Origin of the sequence: Corynebacterium sp. KPL2825 (assembly GCF_037908445.1) — a bacterium.
Taxonomy (GTDB): domain Bacteria; phylum Actinomycetota; class Actinomycetes; order Mycobacteriales; family Mycobacteriaceae; genus Corynebacterium; species Corynebacterium kefirresidentii.
In genome coordinates, this window is the sequence record NZ_JBBMGI010000003.1 from 1 (window position 1) to 16,727 (window position 16,727).

18 protein-coding genes are annotated in these 16,727 nt (G+C 56.9%); 17 read left to right on the forward strand and 1 reads right to left on the reverse strand.

Annotated features, from left to right (window positions below; all coding sequences use genetic code 11):
• Positions 1-532: 532 nt before the first annotated feature.
• From WMQ00_RS02915 to WMQ00_RS02975, 13 genes are all read left to right on the forward strand, one after another.
• Positions 533-1,342, forward strand: a complete 810-nt coding sequence (locus WMQ00_RS02915; protein ID WP_234288096.1) for a hypothetical protein — start codon at positions 533-535, stop codon at positions 1,340-1,342.
• A complete protein-coding gene (locus tag WMQ00_RS02920; protein WP_200287549.1) occupies positions 1,342-2,325 on the forward strand; it encodes an HAD-IIA family hydrolase in 984 nt (327 codons plus the stop codon). The genes WMQ00_RS02915 and WMQ00_RS02920 overlap by 1 nt, the downstream gene beginning before the upstream one ends.
• Entirely contained in the window at positions 2,316-2,477 is a 162-nt protein-coding gene (locus tag WMQ00_RS02925) for a hypothetical protein (protein ID WP_005324658.1), read from the forward strand. The genes WMQ00_RS02920 and WMQ00_RS02925 overlap by 10 nt, the downstream gene beginning before the upstream one ends.
• Positions 2,477-3,283: a TlyA family RNA methyltransferase gene (locus tag WMQ00_RS02930; RefSeq protein WP_023021615.1), complete on the forward strand. Its 807-nt coding sequence runs from the start codon at positions 2,477-2,479 to the stop codon at positions 3,281-3,283. The genes WMQ00_RS02925 and WMQ00_RS02930 overlap by 1 nt, the downstream gene beginning before the upstream one ends.
• The gene (locus tag WMQ00_RS02935) at positions 3,280-4,164 is read left to right on the forward strand and encodes an NAD kinase (protein WP_200287547.1); all 885 of its coding nucleotides are present in this window, start codon (positions 3,280-3,282) and stop codon (positions 4,162-4,164) included. Before WMQ00_RS02930 ends, WMQ00_RS02935 begins: the two co-directional genes overlap by 4 nt.
• Positions 4,164-5,825 carry a DNA repair protein RecN gene (gene recN, locus WMQ00_RS02940; RefSeq protein WP_340440657.1) on the forward strand — a complete coding sequence of 554 codons (1,662 nt, stop codon included), beginning with the start codon at positions 4,164-4,166 and terminating at the stop codon, positions 5,823-5,825. The genes WMQ00_RS02935 and recN overlap by 1 nt, the downstream gene beginning before the upstream one ends.
• Positions 5,826-5,853: 28 nt before the next feature.
• On the forward strand, positions 5,854-7,005 hold the full coding sequence (gene steA, locus WMQ00_RS02945; protein ID WP_239208314.1) for a putative cytokinetic ring protein SteA: 1,152 nt from the start codon (positions 5,854-5,856) through the stop codon (positions 7,003-7,005).
• Between the two features lie 3 nt (positions 7,006-7,008).
• Positions 7,009-7,911, forward strand: a complete 903-nt coding sequence (locus WMQ00_RS02950) for a copper transporter (RefSeq protein ID WP_340440658.1) — start codon at positions 7,009-7,011, stop codon at positions 7,909-7,911.
• A 3-nt stretch (positions 7,912-7,914) separates the two neighbouring features.
• Positions 7,915-8,553, forward strand: coding sequence for an NUDIX domain-containing protein (locus WMQ00_RS02955; RefSeq protein ID WP_200287541.1), 639 nt, complete (start codon positions 7,915-7,917; stop codon positions 8,551-8,553).
• On the forward strand, positions 8,550-9,440 hold the full coding sequence (gene xerD / locus WMQ00_RS02960) for a site-specific tyrosine recombinase XerD (protein WP_049360922.1): 891 nt from the start codon (positions 8,550-8,552) through the stop codon (positions 9,438-9,440). The genes WMQ00_RS02955 and xerD overlap by 4 nt, the downstream gene beginning before the upstream one ends.
• Before the next feature lie 12 nt (positions 9,441-9,452).
• Positions 9,453-10,448, forward strand: coding sequence for a hypothetical protein (locus tag WMQ00_RS02965; RefSeq protein WP_200287540.1), 996 nt, complete (start codon positions 9,453-9,455; stop codon positions 10,446-10,448).
• Between the two features lie 127 nt (positions 10,449-10,575).
• Positions 10,576-11,448 (forward strand): ParA family protein, encoded by an 873-nt coding sequence (locus WMQ00_RS02970; RefSeq protein WP_034668724.1) that lies wholly within the window; start codon positions 10,576-10,578, stop codon positions 11,446-11,448.
• A 6-nt stretch (positions 11,449-11,454) separates the two neighbouring features.
• Complete coding sequence (locus WMQ00_RS02975; RefSeq protein ID WP_200287539.1) at positions 11,455-12,252, forward strand: segregation and condensation protein A; 798 nt, start codon at positions 11,455-11,457, stop codon at positions 12,250-12,252.
• Here WMQ00_RS02975 and WMQ00_RS02980 read toward each other — a convergent pair.
• Positions 12,249-12,815 (reverse strand): GNAT family N-acetyltransferase, encoded by a 567-nt coding sequence (locus WMQ00_RS02980; protein ID WP_200287538.1) that lies wholly within the window; start codon positions 12,813-12,815, stop codon positions 12,249-12,251. The genes WMQ00_RS02975 and WMQ00_RS02980 overlap by 4 nt on opposite strands.
• An 88-nt stretch (positions 12,816-12,903) precedes the next feature.
• On the opposite strand from WMQ00_RS02980, the gene scpB reads away from it, so the two are divergent.
• The 4 genes from scpB to der are packed head-to-tail and all read left to right on the forward strand — an operon-like array spanning position 12,904 to position 16,693.
• Positions 12,904-13,458 carry an SMC-Scp complex subunit ScpB gene (scpB, locus tag WMQ00_RS02985; RefSeq protein WP_023021604.1) on the forward strand — a complete coding sequence of 185 codons (555 nt, stop codon included), beginning with the start codon at positions 12,904-12,906 and terminating at the stop codon, positions 13,456-13,458.
• Positions 13,459-13,513: 55 nt separating this feature from the next.
• The gene (locus WMQ00_RS02990; RefSeq protein ID WP_005329503.1) at positions 13,514-14,425 is read left to right on the forward strand and encodes a pseudouridine synthase; all 912 of its coding nucleotides are present in this window, start codon (positions 13,514-13,516) and stop codon (positions 14,423-14,425) included.
• On the forward strand, positions 14,425-15,120 hold the full coding sequence (gene cmk / locus WMQ00_RS02995) for a (d)CMP kinase (protein WP_200287537.1): 696 nt from the start codon (positions 14,425-14,427) through the stop codon (positions 15,118-15,120). The genes WMQ00_RS02990 and cmk overlap by 1 nt, the downstream gene beginning before the upstream one ends.
• Entirely contained in the window at positions 15,113-16,693 is a 1,581-nt protein-coding gene (gene der, locus WMQ00_RS03000) for a ribosome biogenesis GTPase Der (RefSeq protein ID WP_200287536.1), read from the forward strand. Before cmk ends, der begins: the two co-directional genes overlap by 8 nt.
• Positions 16,694-16,727 lie beyond the last annotated feature (34 nt).

Genomic DNA, 16,727 nt, shown 5'->3' on the forward strand with positions numbered 1-16,727 from the left:
AGCTAAGCCTGCACACGCTGATGGTACTGCAACCGGGAGGTTGTGGGAGAGTAAGTCACCGCCGACACCAAACAACAAAAACACAACAAAATACAACAAAGAAGAGGACGGTATACCACCGCCCTCTTCTTTTTGCGTTTTACCAGCCCTCCCGGCCGGTGGAAGGCCTCATCTGCAAAGCCAGGAGTACGGCACTAGGGCGTCCGCGGAGCGTTCAGGAACGCAATGAGCGATTAAGCCTCCTAGTGTCCTTTTGCACGCTCGTACAACTGCGCGGCCGGTCGGCGGTGAAGAGTTGTGGGGCGTTACGGGGCAGAGTGGCTTTCCACTGTGGGTGGTCCTGGCAATGTATTTGCGTCTAGTAGGATCGATCGCCGTCTCATTGAACCGGTCTGGGCGAGCGTTTGGCCTAGCGCTGTATGGCTCACGCTGCGGCAGCGCAAGAGGATCTAAATTCCGGCTTTTTCGCTTGGGGTTGTAGAATAGGGCCGGTATTTCTGTGCTAGTTCCAACCAAGAAAGGGTAGGGCTGAATGTCGGAGCGCAATCACAACGGGCGAGGTGGACGTGACCGTAAGCCACGCAATAACAAAGGCCGTGATTTTAAGGGTGACTCTCGCAAGAAGAAGTCTTTTTCGCCGCAACGCTCCGGTTACCGTGAGGAACGCATCAATCGTCGCATGAGTGATCCAGACATCCCGGCAGAGGTGGATGTCAACGATTTGGATCCCATGGTTCTGCAGGACCTAAAATCGCTCTCGAAGGAGAACTCCGAGGCCGTCGCCAAGCATATGATCATGGCTGCGACCTGGATGGAAGACGATCCCAAGCTTGCCTTGCGCCATGCACGTGCTGCTAAGGACCGTGCCGGCCGCGTGGCTATCGCCCGAGAGGTCAATGGTATTGCCGCATATCGTGCTGGCGAGTGGAAGGAAGCGCTCGCTGAATTGCGTGCATCCCGGCGTATTTCCGGCGGGCCTGGGCTGCTGGCCGTAATGGCTGACTGTGAGCGCGGCTTGGGACGCCCAGAAAAGGCGCTCGAGCTTGGGCGCACGGATGAGGCGGCCGACCTAGATGATGAATCTAAAATTGAGCTAGCGATTGTTTTAGCCGGAGCCCGCTTAGATATGGGCCAAGCCGAGTCTGCCGTCGTAACTATCCAACGCGCTCATCCTGATCGCGATGCACGCGGTATAGGTGCATGCCGCCTGGCTTATGCCTACGCCAACGCACTGCTGGAAGCTGGCCGGAAAGATGAGGCCAAGGATTGGTTTGAACACGCAGTGTCGATTGATGAGGGCGACTGGACCGATGCAGCGGAGCGCTTAGAGGAGTGTAAGTAGTGACGGTTCTAAGCAAACACGATGCTCTTCTGCTCGATCTAGATGGCACCGTGTGGGAAGGCGGCCGCCCACTTTCTAACGTGGTGGACGTCATCAATACCTGTGGTGTGCCGGCGGTGTACGTGACCAACAATGCTTCGCGCAGCCCAGAAGCAGTGTCGAAGATGCTGGCAGATATAGGGCTCGAGGCGACCACGCAGCAGATTGTTACTTCTGCCCAAGCAGTCCTTCAATTAGTGGCGGATGAGGTGCCAGCCACCTCGAAACTCCTCATTATTGGTGCTGATTCCTTCCGTGATTTGGCCCGCGAGATGGGCTTTGAGGTGGTCTCCAGCGCTGATGACAAGCCTGCCGCTGTTGTGCAGGGTTTTGACCGTTCTGTTGGCTGGGAGCAATTGACTGAAGGGGCTCTGGCCATCCGCCAGGGAGCGAAGTTTTTCGCATCGAACCTAGATACTTCCCTGCCTATCGAGCGGGGATTTGCCGTGGGCAATGGTTCCCTCGTGGCCGCCATCCAGTCCGCCACCGGGGTAGAGCCGGTGTCTGCTGGAAAGCCTGAGCCGGCCATGTTTACTTTTGCGGCGAAGCAAATTGGTGCGAAAAAACCGCTTGCTGTAGGCGACCGTTTGGATACCGATATTGCCGGTGGTAATTCTGCTGCCATGAATACCTTCCATGTGCTTACCGGTGTTTCTGGGGAACTAGAACTTATTGAGGCACCTGTGGAGGCGCGCCCCAACTTTATTGGTGCAGGTATGCATGAACTGGCTTTGCCGGTCTCTGTTGCCCGACCTGGAGCACAGGGTGGATTTACTGCTCGGTGTGATGGACATGATCTTCTGCTCGAGGGCGGTGACGAAAAATCTACCTCCGTTCAGGCATTGCGCACCGTGTTGGAAGTTGCATGGGCCATGCCGTCACCGCCCCGCTATATTCAGCCGCGAAGCGAGCGTGCGGAAAGGGTTGTTGCGCAATGGCGGTAAAGCCGCATGATTTTCGGGCTGTCAAGGAGCCGGCAGAGATCGATGCGGAAGTAGCAGAGATCCTTGGAGAAGACGCAGCGGATTTGGCCGCTGAAGTAGATCAGCTTGATCGCGCCCACAATGTGTTGCGCGATGCATTGCAGGAGAATTAATGCCCCCTCAACGTCGTAGGTTAGACGCGGAGCTGGTGCGCCGGAAGATTGCGCGCTCTCGTGAGCAGGCCCGGGAAATGATCAAGTCCGGCCGTGTCACGGTCGGTGGTTTCAAGGCACAAAAGCCGGCGTCGATAGTAGAACCAGAGGTCTCCATCAAGGTGGAGGAGTCCGAGGAAGATAAGTGGGCCTCCCGCGGTGCGCACAAGCTTTTGGGCGCCTTGGCTGCGTTCGACGTCGATATGAATGGTCGCATTCTTGATGCCGGCGCGTCTACCGGTGGCTTTACTGATGTGTGCTTAGAATACGGCGCGCAGGAAGTTCTTTCTGTGGATGTCGGCTACGGACAGCTGCTCTGGCGCCTCCAAAACGACGATCGAGTAAAAGTTCTCGACCGTACCAATATCCGGAATCTGACGCTCGAGCTTACCGACGGCCCTTGTGACGGCATGGTTGGAGATCTGTCCTTTATCTCCCTCCGGCTCGTATTGCCAGCCATTGTGGAATGCCTAAAGGATGGTGCCTGGTTATTGCCCATGGTGAAGCCGCAGTTCGAGGTGGGCAAGGACCGCCTTGGCAGCGGTGGTGTCGTTCGTTCACCGGAATTGCGCAAGGAAGTAACCAAGGAGGTCGCTCAGTTTGCCCTGTCGCTCGGGTTGAGCATGCACGGTGCTGTAGCGTCCCCGCTGCCTGGGCCAAGTGGCAACGTGGAGTATTTCCTGTGGCTGAAAAAGGACGGCGCGCCCACGGATCTGGCTAGAGTAGAAGAAATGATTGACCGTGCAGTCGAGGAAGGCCCGCAATGACCCGTGAGATCCTGTTGGTGCCTCATGCCAACCGCGAGCAGAACCTGCAGGCAACGTCGCGAGCAGCGGAGCTGCTACAAGATGCCGGGATTACTGTTCGAGTGTGTGCGGACGAGAAGGTCTTGCCTGGGCTAAAGCACGTCCCCCACACCGAAGACGCGGCTTCGGGGTGCGAATTAGTCCTGGTACTCGGTGGAGACGGAACCTTCCTCCGTGCAGCGGATATGGCACGTTCTGTGGATATTCCGGTGCTAGGAATCAACCTCGGGCATGTGGGATTTCTGGCTGAGTGGGAAGTCGAATCCCTAGATCAGGCCTTAGTGCGGGTCATAGACAAAAGGTACCGCATTGAGGATCGACTCACCATCGATGTCACCATCTTTGACGAGGAAGGAACCCTTCTCAATCGCAGCTGGGCTCTGAATGAGGCTTCGGTAGAAAACCAAAATCGCTCTGGAGTATTGGACGCAATTTTGGAAATTGACCGCAGGCCGGTGTCTTCCTTCGGTTGTGATGGGGTGCTCATCTCCACGCCTACTGGGTCGACCGCCTATGCGTTTTCGGCTGGCGGGCCGGTGCTGTGGCCCTCGCTCGACGCGATTTTGGTAGTACCGAATAATGCGCACGCTTTGTTTACTAAGCCCCTAGTCGTCTCGCCCAATTCTTTAGTAGCCGTTGAATCAACCATGCGTACAACTCCGGCGACCGTGATTTTGGATGGTTTCCGTGAGCTCGCCATGCCTCCAGGAGCTCGCGTGGAGGTAGTGCGAGGCGCGCGTCCGGTGCGATGGGTACGCTTGGATGACCAACCTTTTACTGACCGTTTAGTCTCGAAGCTGCGCCTGCCCGTAGAAGGGTGGCGCGGGCCGAAGGAGAAGTAGTGCTCGTCGATATTTCCATTAATGACCTGGGTGTTATTAGCCAGAGCTCCGCGGAGCTCTCTACTGGTCTAACCGTGCTTACTGGTGAGACTGGCGCGGGCAAGACCATGGTGGTTACTGGATTGCGGCTTTTAGCAGGTGGACGCGCGGATGCCTCCCGGGTGCGGGATGGGGCGAAGAAAGCAGCAGTAGAGGGGCATTTTTCCTCGGGGAAAGATTCTATCCGCGAGTTGGTCGAATCAGTAGGTGGGGAGCCCGATGAAAATGGAGAATACATCGTCTCCCGGACGGTTTCTGCCGCGGGCAGGTCGAGGGCCTATTTGGGTGGTCGGGCGGTGCCTGCGGCAACCCTAGGCGAATTTGCGCGCGAACTTATTACGGTCCACGGGCAAAATGATCAGCTGCGTTTGCTTGCTCCCGAGGAACAATTGGGTGCAGTAGACCGTGCGGATCCTACGTTGGCCGAGGTACGCCGTCGCTATACCGAGGCTTTTAAAAAATGGCGCCGCTTAGCAAAGGACTATAAGCGGCGTACAGAGCAGCGCCGCGAACTCGCGCAAGAGGTTGATCGCCTGCAGTTCGCGGTGGATGAGATCGACGGCGTTGCGCCGGAGCCGGGTGAGGATGAGGAGCTGGTGCAGCTGGTTCGCAAGCTGCAAGACGTCGACGGTCTTCGCGAATCCGCGGAAGTTGCACTGGCTTCTATCGACGGCACCGAGGAACTGGAAGAGGCTGCCTCGGCGTTGCTGGGCCGGGCGGTTTCGGCATTGGCGGGGACTACCGACAAGGAATTGGCCGCCTTGGGCGAACGGCTCAGTGAGATTTCTTCACAACTGGGCGATATTTCCGGCGAGCTGGGAGGGTATCTGGCCGGGTTGCCGGCGGATCCGCAGCTTTTAGAAAAGTCCTTGCAGCGCCAGCAGGAGCTTCGTACACTGACCCGCAAATATGCCGGGGATATTGACGGAGTTATAGCTTGGCGGGATGAAGCTGCAGCAAAGCTCGAATCCATGGATACCTCAACTGAAGCCCTAGAGGAATTGAAAAAGCAGGTCAAGGACGCTGAATCGGTGATGGTTGAGCGGGCTGGGGAGCTGACAAAGGGGCGCCGGCAAGCGGCGAAGGCTTTGGGGGAGCAGGTCACGCAAGAGCTGCACGGCCTAGCAATGCCGAATTCAACGTTGACGGTTGAGTTGACGCAGGCGAAATATTCTAAAACTGGCGCGGACGCGGCCGAGCTGCAGCTGAACGGAAAGCCGATCGCGTCTGCAGCTTCAGGCGGCGAACTTTCCCGTGTCATGTTGGCCTTGGAGGTGGTGCTAGCGGATGAGGACGGCGCCACCTTGGTCTTCGATGAGGTAGATGCCGGTGTGGGCGGACGCGCGGCGGTGGAAATTGGCCGCCGCCTGGCACGTTTGGCCGTGCACAACCAAGTTATCGTGGTAACACACTTGCCGCAGGTAGCAGCGTATGCCGATGCACACCTGCATGTTTCGAAGGAAAAATTCACTTCTGGTGTGGCCGAGCTTTCGCAGGACGAGCGCGTGGAGGAGTTGGCGCGCATGCTGGCAGGCTTGGATGATACGGAGACTGGTCGCGCGCACGCGCAGGAGCTTTTTGAGCGGGCACAGCAAGAAGCTTCCGCGCGCCTAACCCACTAGAAACAATAATCACGTCACAATAGGGGTCATGGCTCTGTTTTCCCGTAACCCCGAGCAGCCTGGTGCACTGCGCGATTGCACTCCGGGCGCTAAGGGGATGAAAAAATTTAGTGAAGGCGATGTCGCCGTAATTGATGCGGCTAATATCTCTCGCCACGAGGCCCAGACCCTCGTTGACCTTAAACCCTCCGCCGTGATTAACGTGGCGGAGTTTTCTACCGGTACGGTCCCCAATTATGGCCCGCACATTTTGCTTGACGCCGACATTGCCCTCGTTGAGGGCGTTGGCCAGTCCTTCGTGTCCGAGTTCAAGGATGGAAAGAAGGCGCGAATCGGGGAGGATGGCACCGTCTTTAGCGGTGATAAAGCTCTTGGCACGGGCCGCGTGGTTACTCGCGAGCGAGCAGAAAAGAACTTTACCGCGGCACAGGGTGCGCTGATTGACCACATGGAATCCTTCTTTGGCAACTCCATTGATTTTATTAACTCTGAGGGGCCGCTGCTTATCGACGGCCTCGGGGTTCCCGCTTCTGGCTCTGAGATCGCAGGCCGCAAGGTCGTGCTGTTTTCGCCAACAGACAGACACCGCGAACAGCTCAAGCAGCTGCGGAACTTTATCCGCGAGTATGAGCCGCTGCTGATTGCGGTGGGAGAGGCTGCAGATTCGTTGCTAGCACAGGGGTATAAGCCAGATTTCATCATTGGTGATCCCAATGGCGTCAGCGATGAGGCCCTGCGTTGTGGCGCCCGTGTGGTTGTTCCTGCGGATCCAGAGGGCGAGGTAGAAGGCCTTGACCGCATCCACGACCTCGGCATCGGTGCCATGACTTTTCCCGCAGCGACGCATTCAGGTACCGATTTGGGTCTGCTTTTTGCTGATTATCACGGCGCAGACCTCATCGTGCAGGCAGGCGGTGGGGTAGACCTTGATGATATTTTTGCGGATCGCACCAACCCGTCGGCGGTGCTTTCCCGGCTTAAGGCCGGCACCAAGGTGGTTGACGCGGATGCGGTGATTAACCTCTACAGTGCACCTTCGTCCAACCTTGGCTGGCTGTGGGCACTGCTGGGAATCCTGGTAGCCATTGCGGCGGTTATCCTCATTGTCGGTTTCGGCGGAAGTCAGGACTTTGCAAGTAACCTCAGCGAAACCTGGTCCAGGCTCTTTGGGGGCGCATAGAGCATGGCAAAGACTGAGCTAGTAGCAGGCTTGGGCTTCGGCGCCGCAGTAGGCGTGGCGCTGGGTGCCCTGATCATTGCTCCCAATCTGACCACCGTCATGGCCGATGATGATCCGATCCGTGAGGAGCACCGCAAGGTCGTCCAGGACAATAAGATTTTGCAGACCCAAAATGAGGCGAGCGATAAAATCGTGGCTGATTCCGGGGCGGAACTAGTAAACGGGGCATTGTCTCAGCGCCCCGTGCTCATCGTCACCACCGACGATGCAAATGGCGGAGACGTGGACGCAATCCGGAAGCTCTTGGAAACTTCCGGTGCCACGGAGGCCGGCGAGATTAAGCTGACCAAGGACTTTTTGCGCCCCGAAACTAAAGACAAGCTTTTGCCCATCCTGAAAGACACTGCGCCTAAGAAGGCAGATACCAAGGATCTGGATTCTGCGGGAGCGCTCAGCGGTGAGGTGCTCGGCACTGCATTGTCTATGGATCCTGAGAGCACGAAGCCCATGGCATCAGTACAAGAGCGTGCGGATGTGCTCCATAAGCTGCGCGACGAAGGCTTCATTGACTACGAGGATGGGACCATCGTTCCTGCCCAGGCCATTATCGTCGTCTCTGGCAATGGCCTGCGCGGCTACCCTTCCGATGCTTTGGCGGAATTTGTTACCGGGTTGGATGATGTCAATGGTTCTGTTGTGTTTAGCGGGCGTACCAAACAAACTCAGGACGATAAGGCACTTGCCCAGGTGCGCGACCAAGATGCGAAGCTGTCCACGGTCGATGGCACCGAGCGTGCAGTCGAGCGCATTGCCGTTATTTTGGCCACCGAGGAGCAGCTCGATGGTGGTCAAGGCGATTATGGTGCCACAGAGACCGCGGATTCTGCCCTACCGGGAAAGGAATAGCTCATGGCGCATGATTTCAAGGTGCTTGACTCGCAATTGCTTGTCGACGCCCCCATTCTCGCTCTCCGCCGCGACGAGGTTGTCATGCCCGGTGATGTTTCCGCCTTCCGCGAGGTAGTAGAGCACCTAGGCGCGGTGGCAGTGGTGGCACTGGACTCGGACGAACGCATTGCCATGGTGTATCAGTATCGCCACAGCGTGGGCAAGCGCCTGTGGGAATTACCGGCAGGTTTGCTCGACGTACGCGGCGAAGATGAGCTAACCGGCGCGAAGCGGGAGTTACAGGAGGAAGCTGGTCTGAGCGCACAGACGTGGTCAGTGCTGACGGATTTGGTAACTTCACCGGGGTTCTGCGAAGAAGCGGTCCGTGTTTTCTTAGCCTCCGACCTTTCTGAGGTGCCGCGTATGGAGGCTACCGGGGATGAAGAAGCTGATATGGAGGTTGCTTGGGTCCGGCTCGAGGACGCCGTCGACAAGGTAATGCGAGGCGAAATCGTCAATTCCATCGCCTGCAGCGGCATTTTGGCGGCTTATGCAGTGCTGCGCGGTGGCAAGGCGACCCGCAGCGTGGATGAGCCTTTCACGTTGCGGCCGACGTCGATGAGTGCCCGGCGCACGGGCGCGGACCTGAAGCAGCTGTGAGCGCGGTCGAAGATATAGCGCAGACGTGGCTTAACCATCTAGCGGTTGAGCGAGGCGTTTCTGCCAATACGTTGAGTAATTATCGCCGTGATGTTCGGCGCTATGTCACTTGGTTGGAGGACAACGGGGTAGAGGACCTGCGCGCGGTAACGCGGCCTATGGTGGAGGCTTATCTCAAGGATCTGCGGTCAAAAATGGCTGCGTCCTCGGCTAATCGTGCTCTCATCGTAGCCCGCGGGTTGCATAAATTTTCCGTGGCAGAAGGCGTTGTAGACGTCGATGTTGCGGTGGAGGTTACCCCTCCATCAACTGGACAGCATTTGCCGGAGACATTATCGGTGGACGAGGTCAGCGGCCTTATTGAGGCAATTCCCACTGAAACCCCGGTGGATGTGCGCGACCGTGCCCTGCTGGAAATGCTCTACGGTACTGGCGCGCGAATCTCAGAAGTAATCTCCCTAAACGTTGATGACGTTTCCTCCGCGCAAGAGGTAATCCACCTGCACGGAAAGGGCGACAAAGAGCGGATTGTGCCCTTGGGTTCGCATGCCCGCCAGGCCATTGACGCCTATTTGGTGCGGGCTCGTCCGGTGCTGAGCAAAGGCACAACGCCGGCGTTGTTTCTCAATACCCGCGGCGGAGCTTTATCGCGCCAAAGCGCGTGGGCGGTGTTAAAGACAGCTGCACAGCGTGTAGATCTGGGAAAGTCCATTTCTCCCCACACCTTGCGGCATTCTTTTGCGACGCACCTGCTTGAAGGCGGCGCAGATGTGCGCACCGTGCAAGAATTGCTGGGACATTCATCCGTGACGACAACGCAAATATATACTCACGTCACTGCCGACTCCTTGCGTGAGGTGTGGCGCACTGCTCACCCCCGTGCCTAAGAAAGGACATATATGTTTTCTACTCGTGTAGCCGGCGCGGTACTTTCTACCGCGTTGCTTTTCCCCGCGGTGGCGCAGGCACAGCTGCCACCGGAGGTAGAAGCCGCTATAGCCGCGCCTATCCCGGTTCCGGCCGGCGAAACCACGACCGTGAGCCTGCCAGTGCCGGCCGAGGCGAGCTACTCGGGTGATGGGTGGAACGTTTCTGCCTCTGGTACCTCTGCTACCATCACCGCCCCACCAGAGGGCGGCCAAATCTCTGTTCCCGTCTCCGCCCAGGGTATGAATGCAACTCTCACGCTGGTAGCCGATGGTTCGGTGGAGCAGGAAGACATTCAGGAAGAAATCGACGGTGCAGAGGGTGCTCCAGCGCCGAGCCCGGCACCGAATAGGCCGGATGACGGCGGCAATCCGCCGGCAGACAAGGGGGCCGAAGGTGGGGCGGAAAAGCCCGCGCCGGCGAAAGAGAACGAAAATCTCCCGGTAGTCCCAGGCGAAAAACCGGAACGTAAGTCGGCAGGGGAAGCCAACCTTGAAGGTGCGGAATACGTCAACCTTGAATCTCATATCGAAGGCAATACGATTACCGCGAAGATGGGGCTCAAGCAGGCCTACGACCTCTACCAGCAGTTTAAGGACACGGAGGAAAACGACGTTAAGCTGCGCTACCTTGATGGTGAAGGCAATATTATCCAAGGCGTAAAGCGCGACGTGGATGCTTCATCACGTACCCTCACTCTGACGTATCCAGAGGGGGAAGCGCCTGATAATCCCTTCATTATGCAGTTGCTGCGCAACGATGGCTCTGGTGCCGCCCTCATCGTCACTTTGCAGGACCCTAATTATCAATCTGCGTCAGAGAACCTCGATAAGCGGCAACAGGAAGAACCCAAAGATGATAATGAGAGCTCGCATATGGGCTGGATTATCGGAGGGGCAGCTGCGGCGATACTTATCGTTCTGATCGCTCTAGTGGCCGCAATCAAACGACGTTCTAGTCAACGCTAAAAGCTTGATATAAACTAAGTCTCGGTACCTTCTTGCTGTAGCGGGTACGCTTTAATGACAACGTTGTAATCAACCCTAAGCCAAGTGTCATGGTCCAGAACTTGGCGTCAAGGAAGCAGGTGTGACTGTGAGCGAAGAGGGTCTCTTTTCTGCCTCTGATGTAGAGGTGGGGCTGACCGGTCGTCCTATCCGCGAGTTGCCAGAACCCGCACCCTTGGAAAAGCATGGGCCGGCCACCATTATTTCGATGTGTAACCAAAAGGGCGGCGTGGGTAAGACCACCTCCACCATTAATATGGGAGCCTGCTTGGCTGAGTATGGCCGTAAAGTCCTCTTGGTTGACCTTGACCCGCAGGGTGCGCTTTCGGCAGGTTTGGGGCTCACACATGATGATATCGAGGACACTATCTATGACGTCATGCTCGATAGCCATACCTCTATTCACTCCGCTATCCAGCACACTGGGGTAGCAGGCCTGGATTTGGTACCGGCGAATATTGACCTTTCTGCTGCGGAAATTCAGATGGTCAATGAAGTAGGCCGCGAACACACGCTAGCTCGGGCCCTGCGCCCAGTGCGGCGCGATTATGACTTCATCATCATCGACTGCCAGCCCTCCTTGGGGCTGCTTACCGTCAACGCGCTTGCCTGTTCCCAGGGCGTGATCATCCCAATGGAGTGCGAGTTCTTCTCCCTGCGTGGTTTAGCGCTATTGACTGACACGGTGGAAAAGGTCTCTGACCGTATCAACTTTGATCTTGAGGTCATGGGCATCTTAGTGACGATGTTTGATCGCCGCACGAAGCATGCTCGGGAAGTTATGTCCCGTGTGGTGGACTATTTTGGCGATAAGGTCTTTGACACCGTAATTACTCGGACCGTTCGTTTCCCGGAAACGTCAGTGGCCGGAGAGCCGATTACTACGTGGGCGCCAAACTCTCCTGCTACGCAGCAGTATCGCAACCTGGCCAAAGAGGTCATTGAGCGCTCGACCGTTTAAGGTATCGTGACCCAGCCGGAGATTACGGGCTTTCGCATTGCACTGCGAAATTTTGAGGGCCCATTTGACCTGCTTTTGCAGCTTATCCAGTCCAAAAAGATGGACGTAACTGATGTTGCGCTTTCAGAGGTAACGGACGAGTTTGTCGCCTATACGCGGCAGCTGGGCGAGTCTGCGGATTTGGATGAAACCACTGATTTTTTGCTGGTGGCAGCGACGCTTTTGGACTTAAAGGCGGCGCGGCTCCTGCCTCGCGGTGATGTCGACGAGATTGAAGACTTGGAACTGCTGGAGTCGCGCGACCTTCTTTTTGCTCGTCTTTTGCAATATAAGGCCTATAAACTAGTAGCGGACCAATTCGCGGAGTGGCAGCGCGAGGCCCAGCGGAGCTATCCGCGGGCGGTAGCTATCGAGGAGAAGTTTGCGGAGCTACTGCCTCCTGTCTCCCTCGGCCATACGCCAGCCAGTTTCGCAGAGCTCGCCGCGGGAGTCTTCCGCCCAAAGCCGCCGGAAGAAGTGGCCACCGGCCACGTGCACTCCGTGGCGGTATCGGTACCAGAGCAAGCCGGCAAGATCCTGGAAACCCTAAAGCTACTGGGCGCCGGTCAATGGATGAGTTTTGGTTCCCTGACCCGCGATTGCACGGTTTCTATGCAAGTTGTGGGCCGTTTCTTGGCTCTTTTGGAGTTGTACAAGGCCAAGGCGGTTGACGCACAACAGGAAGAAGCGCTGGGCCAGTTGGACCTTTCGTGGACGGGTTTGGACGTTGACCCAGCGGTAGTTGCCGCCGCGAACTGGGACTAAGGACGCTGCTGGATAAACTTCAGCGTCTCGGGTGTCAGCTCGCGGTCAGAATAAACGCGTACGTCAGGCTCATCTGGGTTGTCCTCGGTGCCTACGCGGCGGCCTTCCCACACTTCTTGGAGTCCTTGCTTTTCAATGACCCGGATCGCTGCTGGGTGGTTGGTCGTCACTCGGGCGGTGATGGGGGATTCAGGATCAACCTGGTGAATGCTCTTTAGCGTCGCCGAAGTGATCTCTGTAGCAAATCCTGAGCCCCAGTGAGCAGGGCGGAGGCGGTATTTGATGTCCCAGAAATTTCCGTCTTCGACAAAAATGGCCCCACCAACTCCGACGAACTCAGAAGGATTATGGCGCATGTAGGCGGCCCATGGTCCAAAATGGTGGGCTTCCCACGACTGGGAGGAGGATTGCGCGAATGCACGGGTGGTGCGGATATCGGCAAAGCGCCCGTTGGGTCGGTGGCTCCAAATTCGCCCGTCGCTGTAGACCTTGTGGGTCTCTTCGATATTGGCAGCGGATAGTGGGATGAGAATGAGTCTGTCGGTGCGTGTAATAGTTTCCATGGCAATATGTTATCCGACTCACAATAGGAAGTGAAAGTGATTTAGGAAATCTCAGGCATCGTTTTACGCTGCAGTAAGCTTGGCTTCTATGGACCTTCCCCTCATCTCGCAGCTTCGTTCCCGCCTTGAGTCAATCTTGCTCGTGCTCGATTCCCCAGCTTCGGTGGAGTCCTTGGCGCGTGCTTTGGGGGCGGAAAGGGACGTCGTCAGTGATTGCCTGCGCGCTGTCCAGCGCGAGCTGAATGATCGTGGTTCTGGTATCGAGTTGCGCGAGACCCAAGAGGGGTGGCGCTTTTATACGCGTTCCGAAAACGCAGGCGCGGTAGAAGAATTCCTATTGGATGGCGCCCAGACAAAGCTCTCGCGTGCGGCCCTGGAGACGTTGGCGGTGGTAGCCTACCGCCAGCCCGTAACCCGCCAGCAGGTTGCCGCTGTTCGCGGCGTCAATGTCGATGGTGTTATGCGGACCCTAGGCCTGCGCGGATTGGTGCGGGAGCTGCCGCAGGATGATTTTGAAGGTGCCGCGCACCGCTATGAGACGACGGAATTGTTCCTCGAGTTATTAGGGATTGATTCTTTGGAGCGCTTGCCGGACTTGGCGCCGCTATTGCCTGACGTGGAGGCGATCGACGAGGAGTACTAGCGTGGGGTAAGATTGCCCAGGTAATTTCATATCTTCGAGAGAAAAGGACACGTACGTGACTCCTCCCGCTCGCCGTGACGGCACACCGGATAAGAAGCAGCGAGACAGTGACATCATTGTCTCTAATGCTAAGCCGGCCCGTCACCAGCATGTGTCAAAGAAAAAGCAGAAGGCTACTGCAGAATCCGTAGCCCGAGAACTGGGCGCCGATTGGCTGGTCGATGAAGACAAGCCTAAGGGGGAACGTCTCCAAAAGGTGCTCGCTAAGGCAGGCGTTGCTTCTCGTCGCCACGCTGAAATCCTCATCGATGCCGGCCGTGTTGAGGTCAACGGCAAGATCATTTCCAAGCAGGGCGTTAAGGTAAACCCCTCTGTTGACGTCATCCGAGTAGATGGTGTGCGCGTTAATGTCAACGAGGAGCACGAATATTTTGTGCTCAACAAGCCGCGCGGCATGCAGTCCACTATGTCTGATGACTTGGGCCGCCCGTGCGTAGGCGACGTGGTTTCGGAAAAGGTTGCTGCTGGCCAGCGTCTTTTTCACGTAGGCCGCCTCGACGCCGATACCGAAGGTCTGCTTATTCTCACCAATGACGGCGAGTTGGCTAACCGTTTGATGCACCCTAAGTATGAGGTGACGAAGACCTACCTCGCCACTGTTTTGGGTGAGGCCGATCGGAAGCTTGTGCGACAGCTCAAGGAAGGAATCGAGTTGGAGGATGGCCTGGCAAAGGCAGATTTTGCGCAGGTTGTAGATACCAACCAGGGATATTCTTTGGTTCGTCTTGAGCTGCACGAGGGGCGCAAGCACATTGTGCGCCGCATGTTGAAAGAGGCGGGCTTCCCCGTGCAGCGTTTGGTGCGTACCAAACTTCATACGGTGCAGTTGGGCGATATGAAGCCCGGCGGCCTACGTGCTCTCAATTCCAGCGAATTGACTAGTTTGTATAAGGCGGTGGAGATGTAATGATTTCTAATATGCCGAATCAGGGCCTCATCTTAGCTGTGGATGGCCCTTCTGGGACTGGTAAGTCGACCACGTGCCGCGCCCTAGCCAAACAACTCGATGCAAAGTACATCGACACTGGTGCCATGTACCGTGTAGCAACTCTTGCAGTGTTGCGTAAGGGAGTGGACCCTGCGGATACGTCCGCGGTGATTGCCGCTACAGCCGATCTGCCATTGGAAGTTTCCGATGATCCAGATTCCACCGAGGTTCTTCTCGGCGGCGAGGATGTCGCGCGCGTTATTCGGGAAGACGAAGTCACTCGCAATGTCTCCGCCGTATCTGCCATTCCGGAAGTTCGGGAAAACCTGGTAGCCCTGCAGCGCAAGCTAGCCCGCGAGGCACACCGGGCTATTGTAGAAGGGCGCGATATTGGCACCGTTGTGCTTGCTGATGCCCCTGCTAAAGCATTCATGACCGCCTCTGCTGAAGTCCGAGCCCGCCGACGTCAGGCGCAGAACGAAAGGGCAGGAATCGCTTCAGACTACGAGACGGTACTCGCAGACGTGCAGCGCCGCGATGCGGCAGATTCTTCACGCAAAACCTCGCCATTGCGCCCAGCAGACGATGCAACCTTAGTTGATACCTCGGATATGAGCCCTGAGGATGTCATACAGGCCTTGATTAACGTGGTAAAGGAGTCGGTCAATGACTAAGCACGATCCCCAGGAAGAGTCGGAGACTCAGTTCCATTACCCGGCCGGAAAGTTCGATGATGAGGTGGTAGAAGCCTCTCCTGGTTGGGCCGCTGATGACTTCAATGCCGAGGAGTTTGACTATGAGTTCGATGACTCGGAATTCGGCGAGGCCGATTTTGGTGAAGAAACAGAAGGGGAAGAGCCGCTAAGCGAAGAGGAATGGGAGGAACTCTCCCGTGCTTTTGGTGTTGAGTCCGATGATCACACCGAAGAAGCTCTGTGCACGGTAGCCATCGTGGGTCGCCCTAATGTGGGCAAGTCTTCTTTGGTCAATCGTTTCCTTGGCCGTCGCGAAGCAGTGGTAGAAGACCACCCGGGCGTTACCCGTGACCGAATCTCCTATGTAGCGGACTGGAATGGGCAGCGCTTTTTGGTACAAGATACCGGCGGTTGGGATCCGAACGTCAAGGGCATCCATGGCGCAATCGCTCGCCAGGCAGAGGTGGCGATGGAAACCGCTGACGTCATCGTCATGGTGGTAGACACTAAGGTGGGAATTACTGCGACGGATGAGGTCATGGCCCGCCGCCTGCAAAAATCTCCCGTGCCGGTGATTCTGGTATCGAATAAGTTTGATTCCGATAATCAGTATGCGGATATGGCCGAGTTTTATGCGCTGGGCCTGGGCGATCCGTGGCCGGTATCTGCTCAGCACGGCCGCGGCGGCGCGGATGTGCTCGATGAGATTTTGCGGGTATTTCCGGAAGAGCCGCGGCAGACCGCGATTACTTCTGGTCCGCGCCGCGTCGCTTTGGTGGGCAAGCCTAATGTGGGTAAATCCTCCCTGCTCAATAAGCTGACCAGTGAAGAGCGCTCCGTGGTGGATAATGTCGCGGGCACCACCGTGGATCCGGTGGACTCTTTGGTACAGCTGGATGAGCAGCTGTGGAAGTTCATTGATACTGCCGGCCTGCGCAAGAAGGTCAAAACCGCGCAGGGACATGAGTACTATGCCTCCTTGCGTACGCGCGGCGTTATCGATGCTGCCGAGGTCTGCATTATGCTTATCGACGCCTCTGAGGAGATTTCTGAGCAGGATCAGCGCGTGCTTAATATGGTGCTAGAGGCAGGCAAAGCCCTCGTTATCGCATTCAATAAGTGGGACCTCATGGATGAGGACCGCCGCTACTACCTTAACCGCGAGATCGATCAGCAGCTGAGCCACCTACCGTGGGTTACGCGTGTGAATATTTCCGCCGAAACGGGCCGCGCCCTGCAGAAGCTGGAACCTGCCATGATCGAGGCGCTGGAAAGCTGGGACCAGCGCGTGTCTACGGGTCAGTTGAATAACTGGTTGCGTGAGGCCATCGCAGCTAATCCTCCGCCGATGAAAAATAACCGCCTGCCGCGCGTTTTGTTCGCCACGCAGGCATCCACGCAGCCGCCGACGATTGTCTTGTTCACGACAGGATTTTTGGATGCGGCCTATCGACGCTACCTCGAGCGCAAGTTCCGTGAGCGTTTTGGCTTTCATGGAACGCCCATCCGCATCGCAGTGCGAGTGCGGGAGAGGCGCGGCAAGAAGCGCTAGCAGTATGCCCGTTACGCTGGGATTATAGCATTCA

Bases quoted from the DNA above. Each gene is read 5' to 3' on its own strand.
- WMQ00_RS02980 (WP_200287538.1), bottom strand. From the start codon at position 12,815: ATGGAAACTATTACACGCACCGACAGACTCATTCTCATCCCACTATCC.
- WMQ00_RS02950 (WP_340440658.1), top strand. From the start codon at position 7,009: ATGGCAAAGACTGAGCTAGTAGCAGGCTTGGGCTTCGGCGCCGCAGTA.
- steA (WP_239208314.1), top strand. From the start codon at position 5,854: ATGGCTCTGTTTTCCCGTAACCCCGAGCAGCCTGGTGCACTGCGCGAT.
- WMQ00_RS02930 (WP_023021615.1), top strand. From the start codon at position 2,477: ATGCCCCCTCAACGTCGTAGGTTAGACGCGGAGCTGGTGCGCCGGAAG.
- WMQ00_RS02935 (WP_200287547.1), top strand. From the start codon at position 3,280: ATGACCCGTGAGATCCTGTTGGTGCCTCATGCCAACCGCGAGCAGAAC.
- der (WP_200287536.1), top strand. From the start codon at position 15,113: ATGACTAAGCACGATCCCCAGGAAGAGTCGGAGACTCAGTTCCATTAC.
- cmk (WP_200287537.1), top strand. From the start codon at position 14,425: ATGATTTCTAATATGCCGAATCAGGGCCTCATCTTAGCTGTGGATGGC.
- WMQ00_RS02925 (WP_005324658.1), top strand. From the start codon at position 2,316: ATGGCGGTAAAGCCGCATGATTTTCGGGCTGTCAAGGAGCCGGCAGAG.
- WMQ00_RS02915 (WP_234288096.1), top strand. From the start codon at position 533: ATGTCGGAGCGCAATCACAACGGGCGAGGTGGACGTGACCGTAAGCCA.
- WMQ00_RS02955 (WP_200287541.1), top strand. From the start codon at position 7,915: ATGGCGCATGATTTCAAGGTGCTTGACTCGCAATTGCTTGTCGACGCC.
- WMQ00_RS02965 (WP_200287540.1), top strand. From the start codon at position 9,453: ATGTTTTCTACTCGTGTAGCCGGCGCGGTACTTTCTACCGCGTTGCTT.
- scpB (WP_023021604.1), top strand. From the start codon at position 12,904: ATGGACCTTCCCCTCATCTCGCAGCTTCGTTCCCGCCTTGAGTCAATC.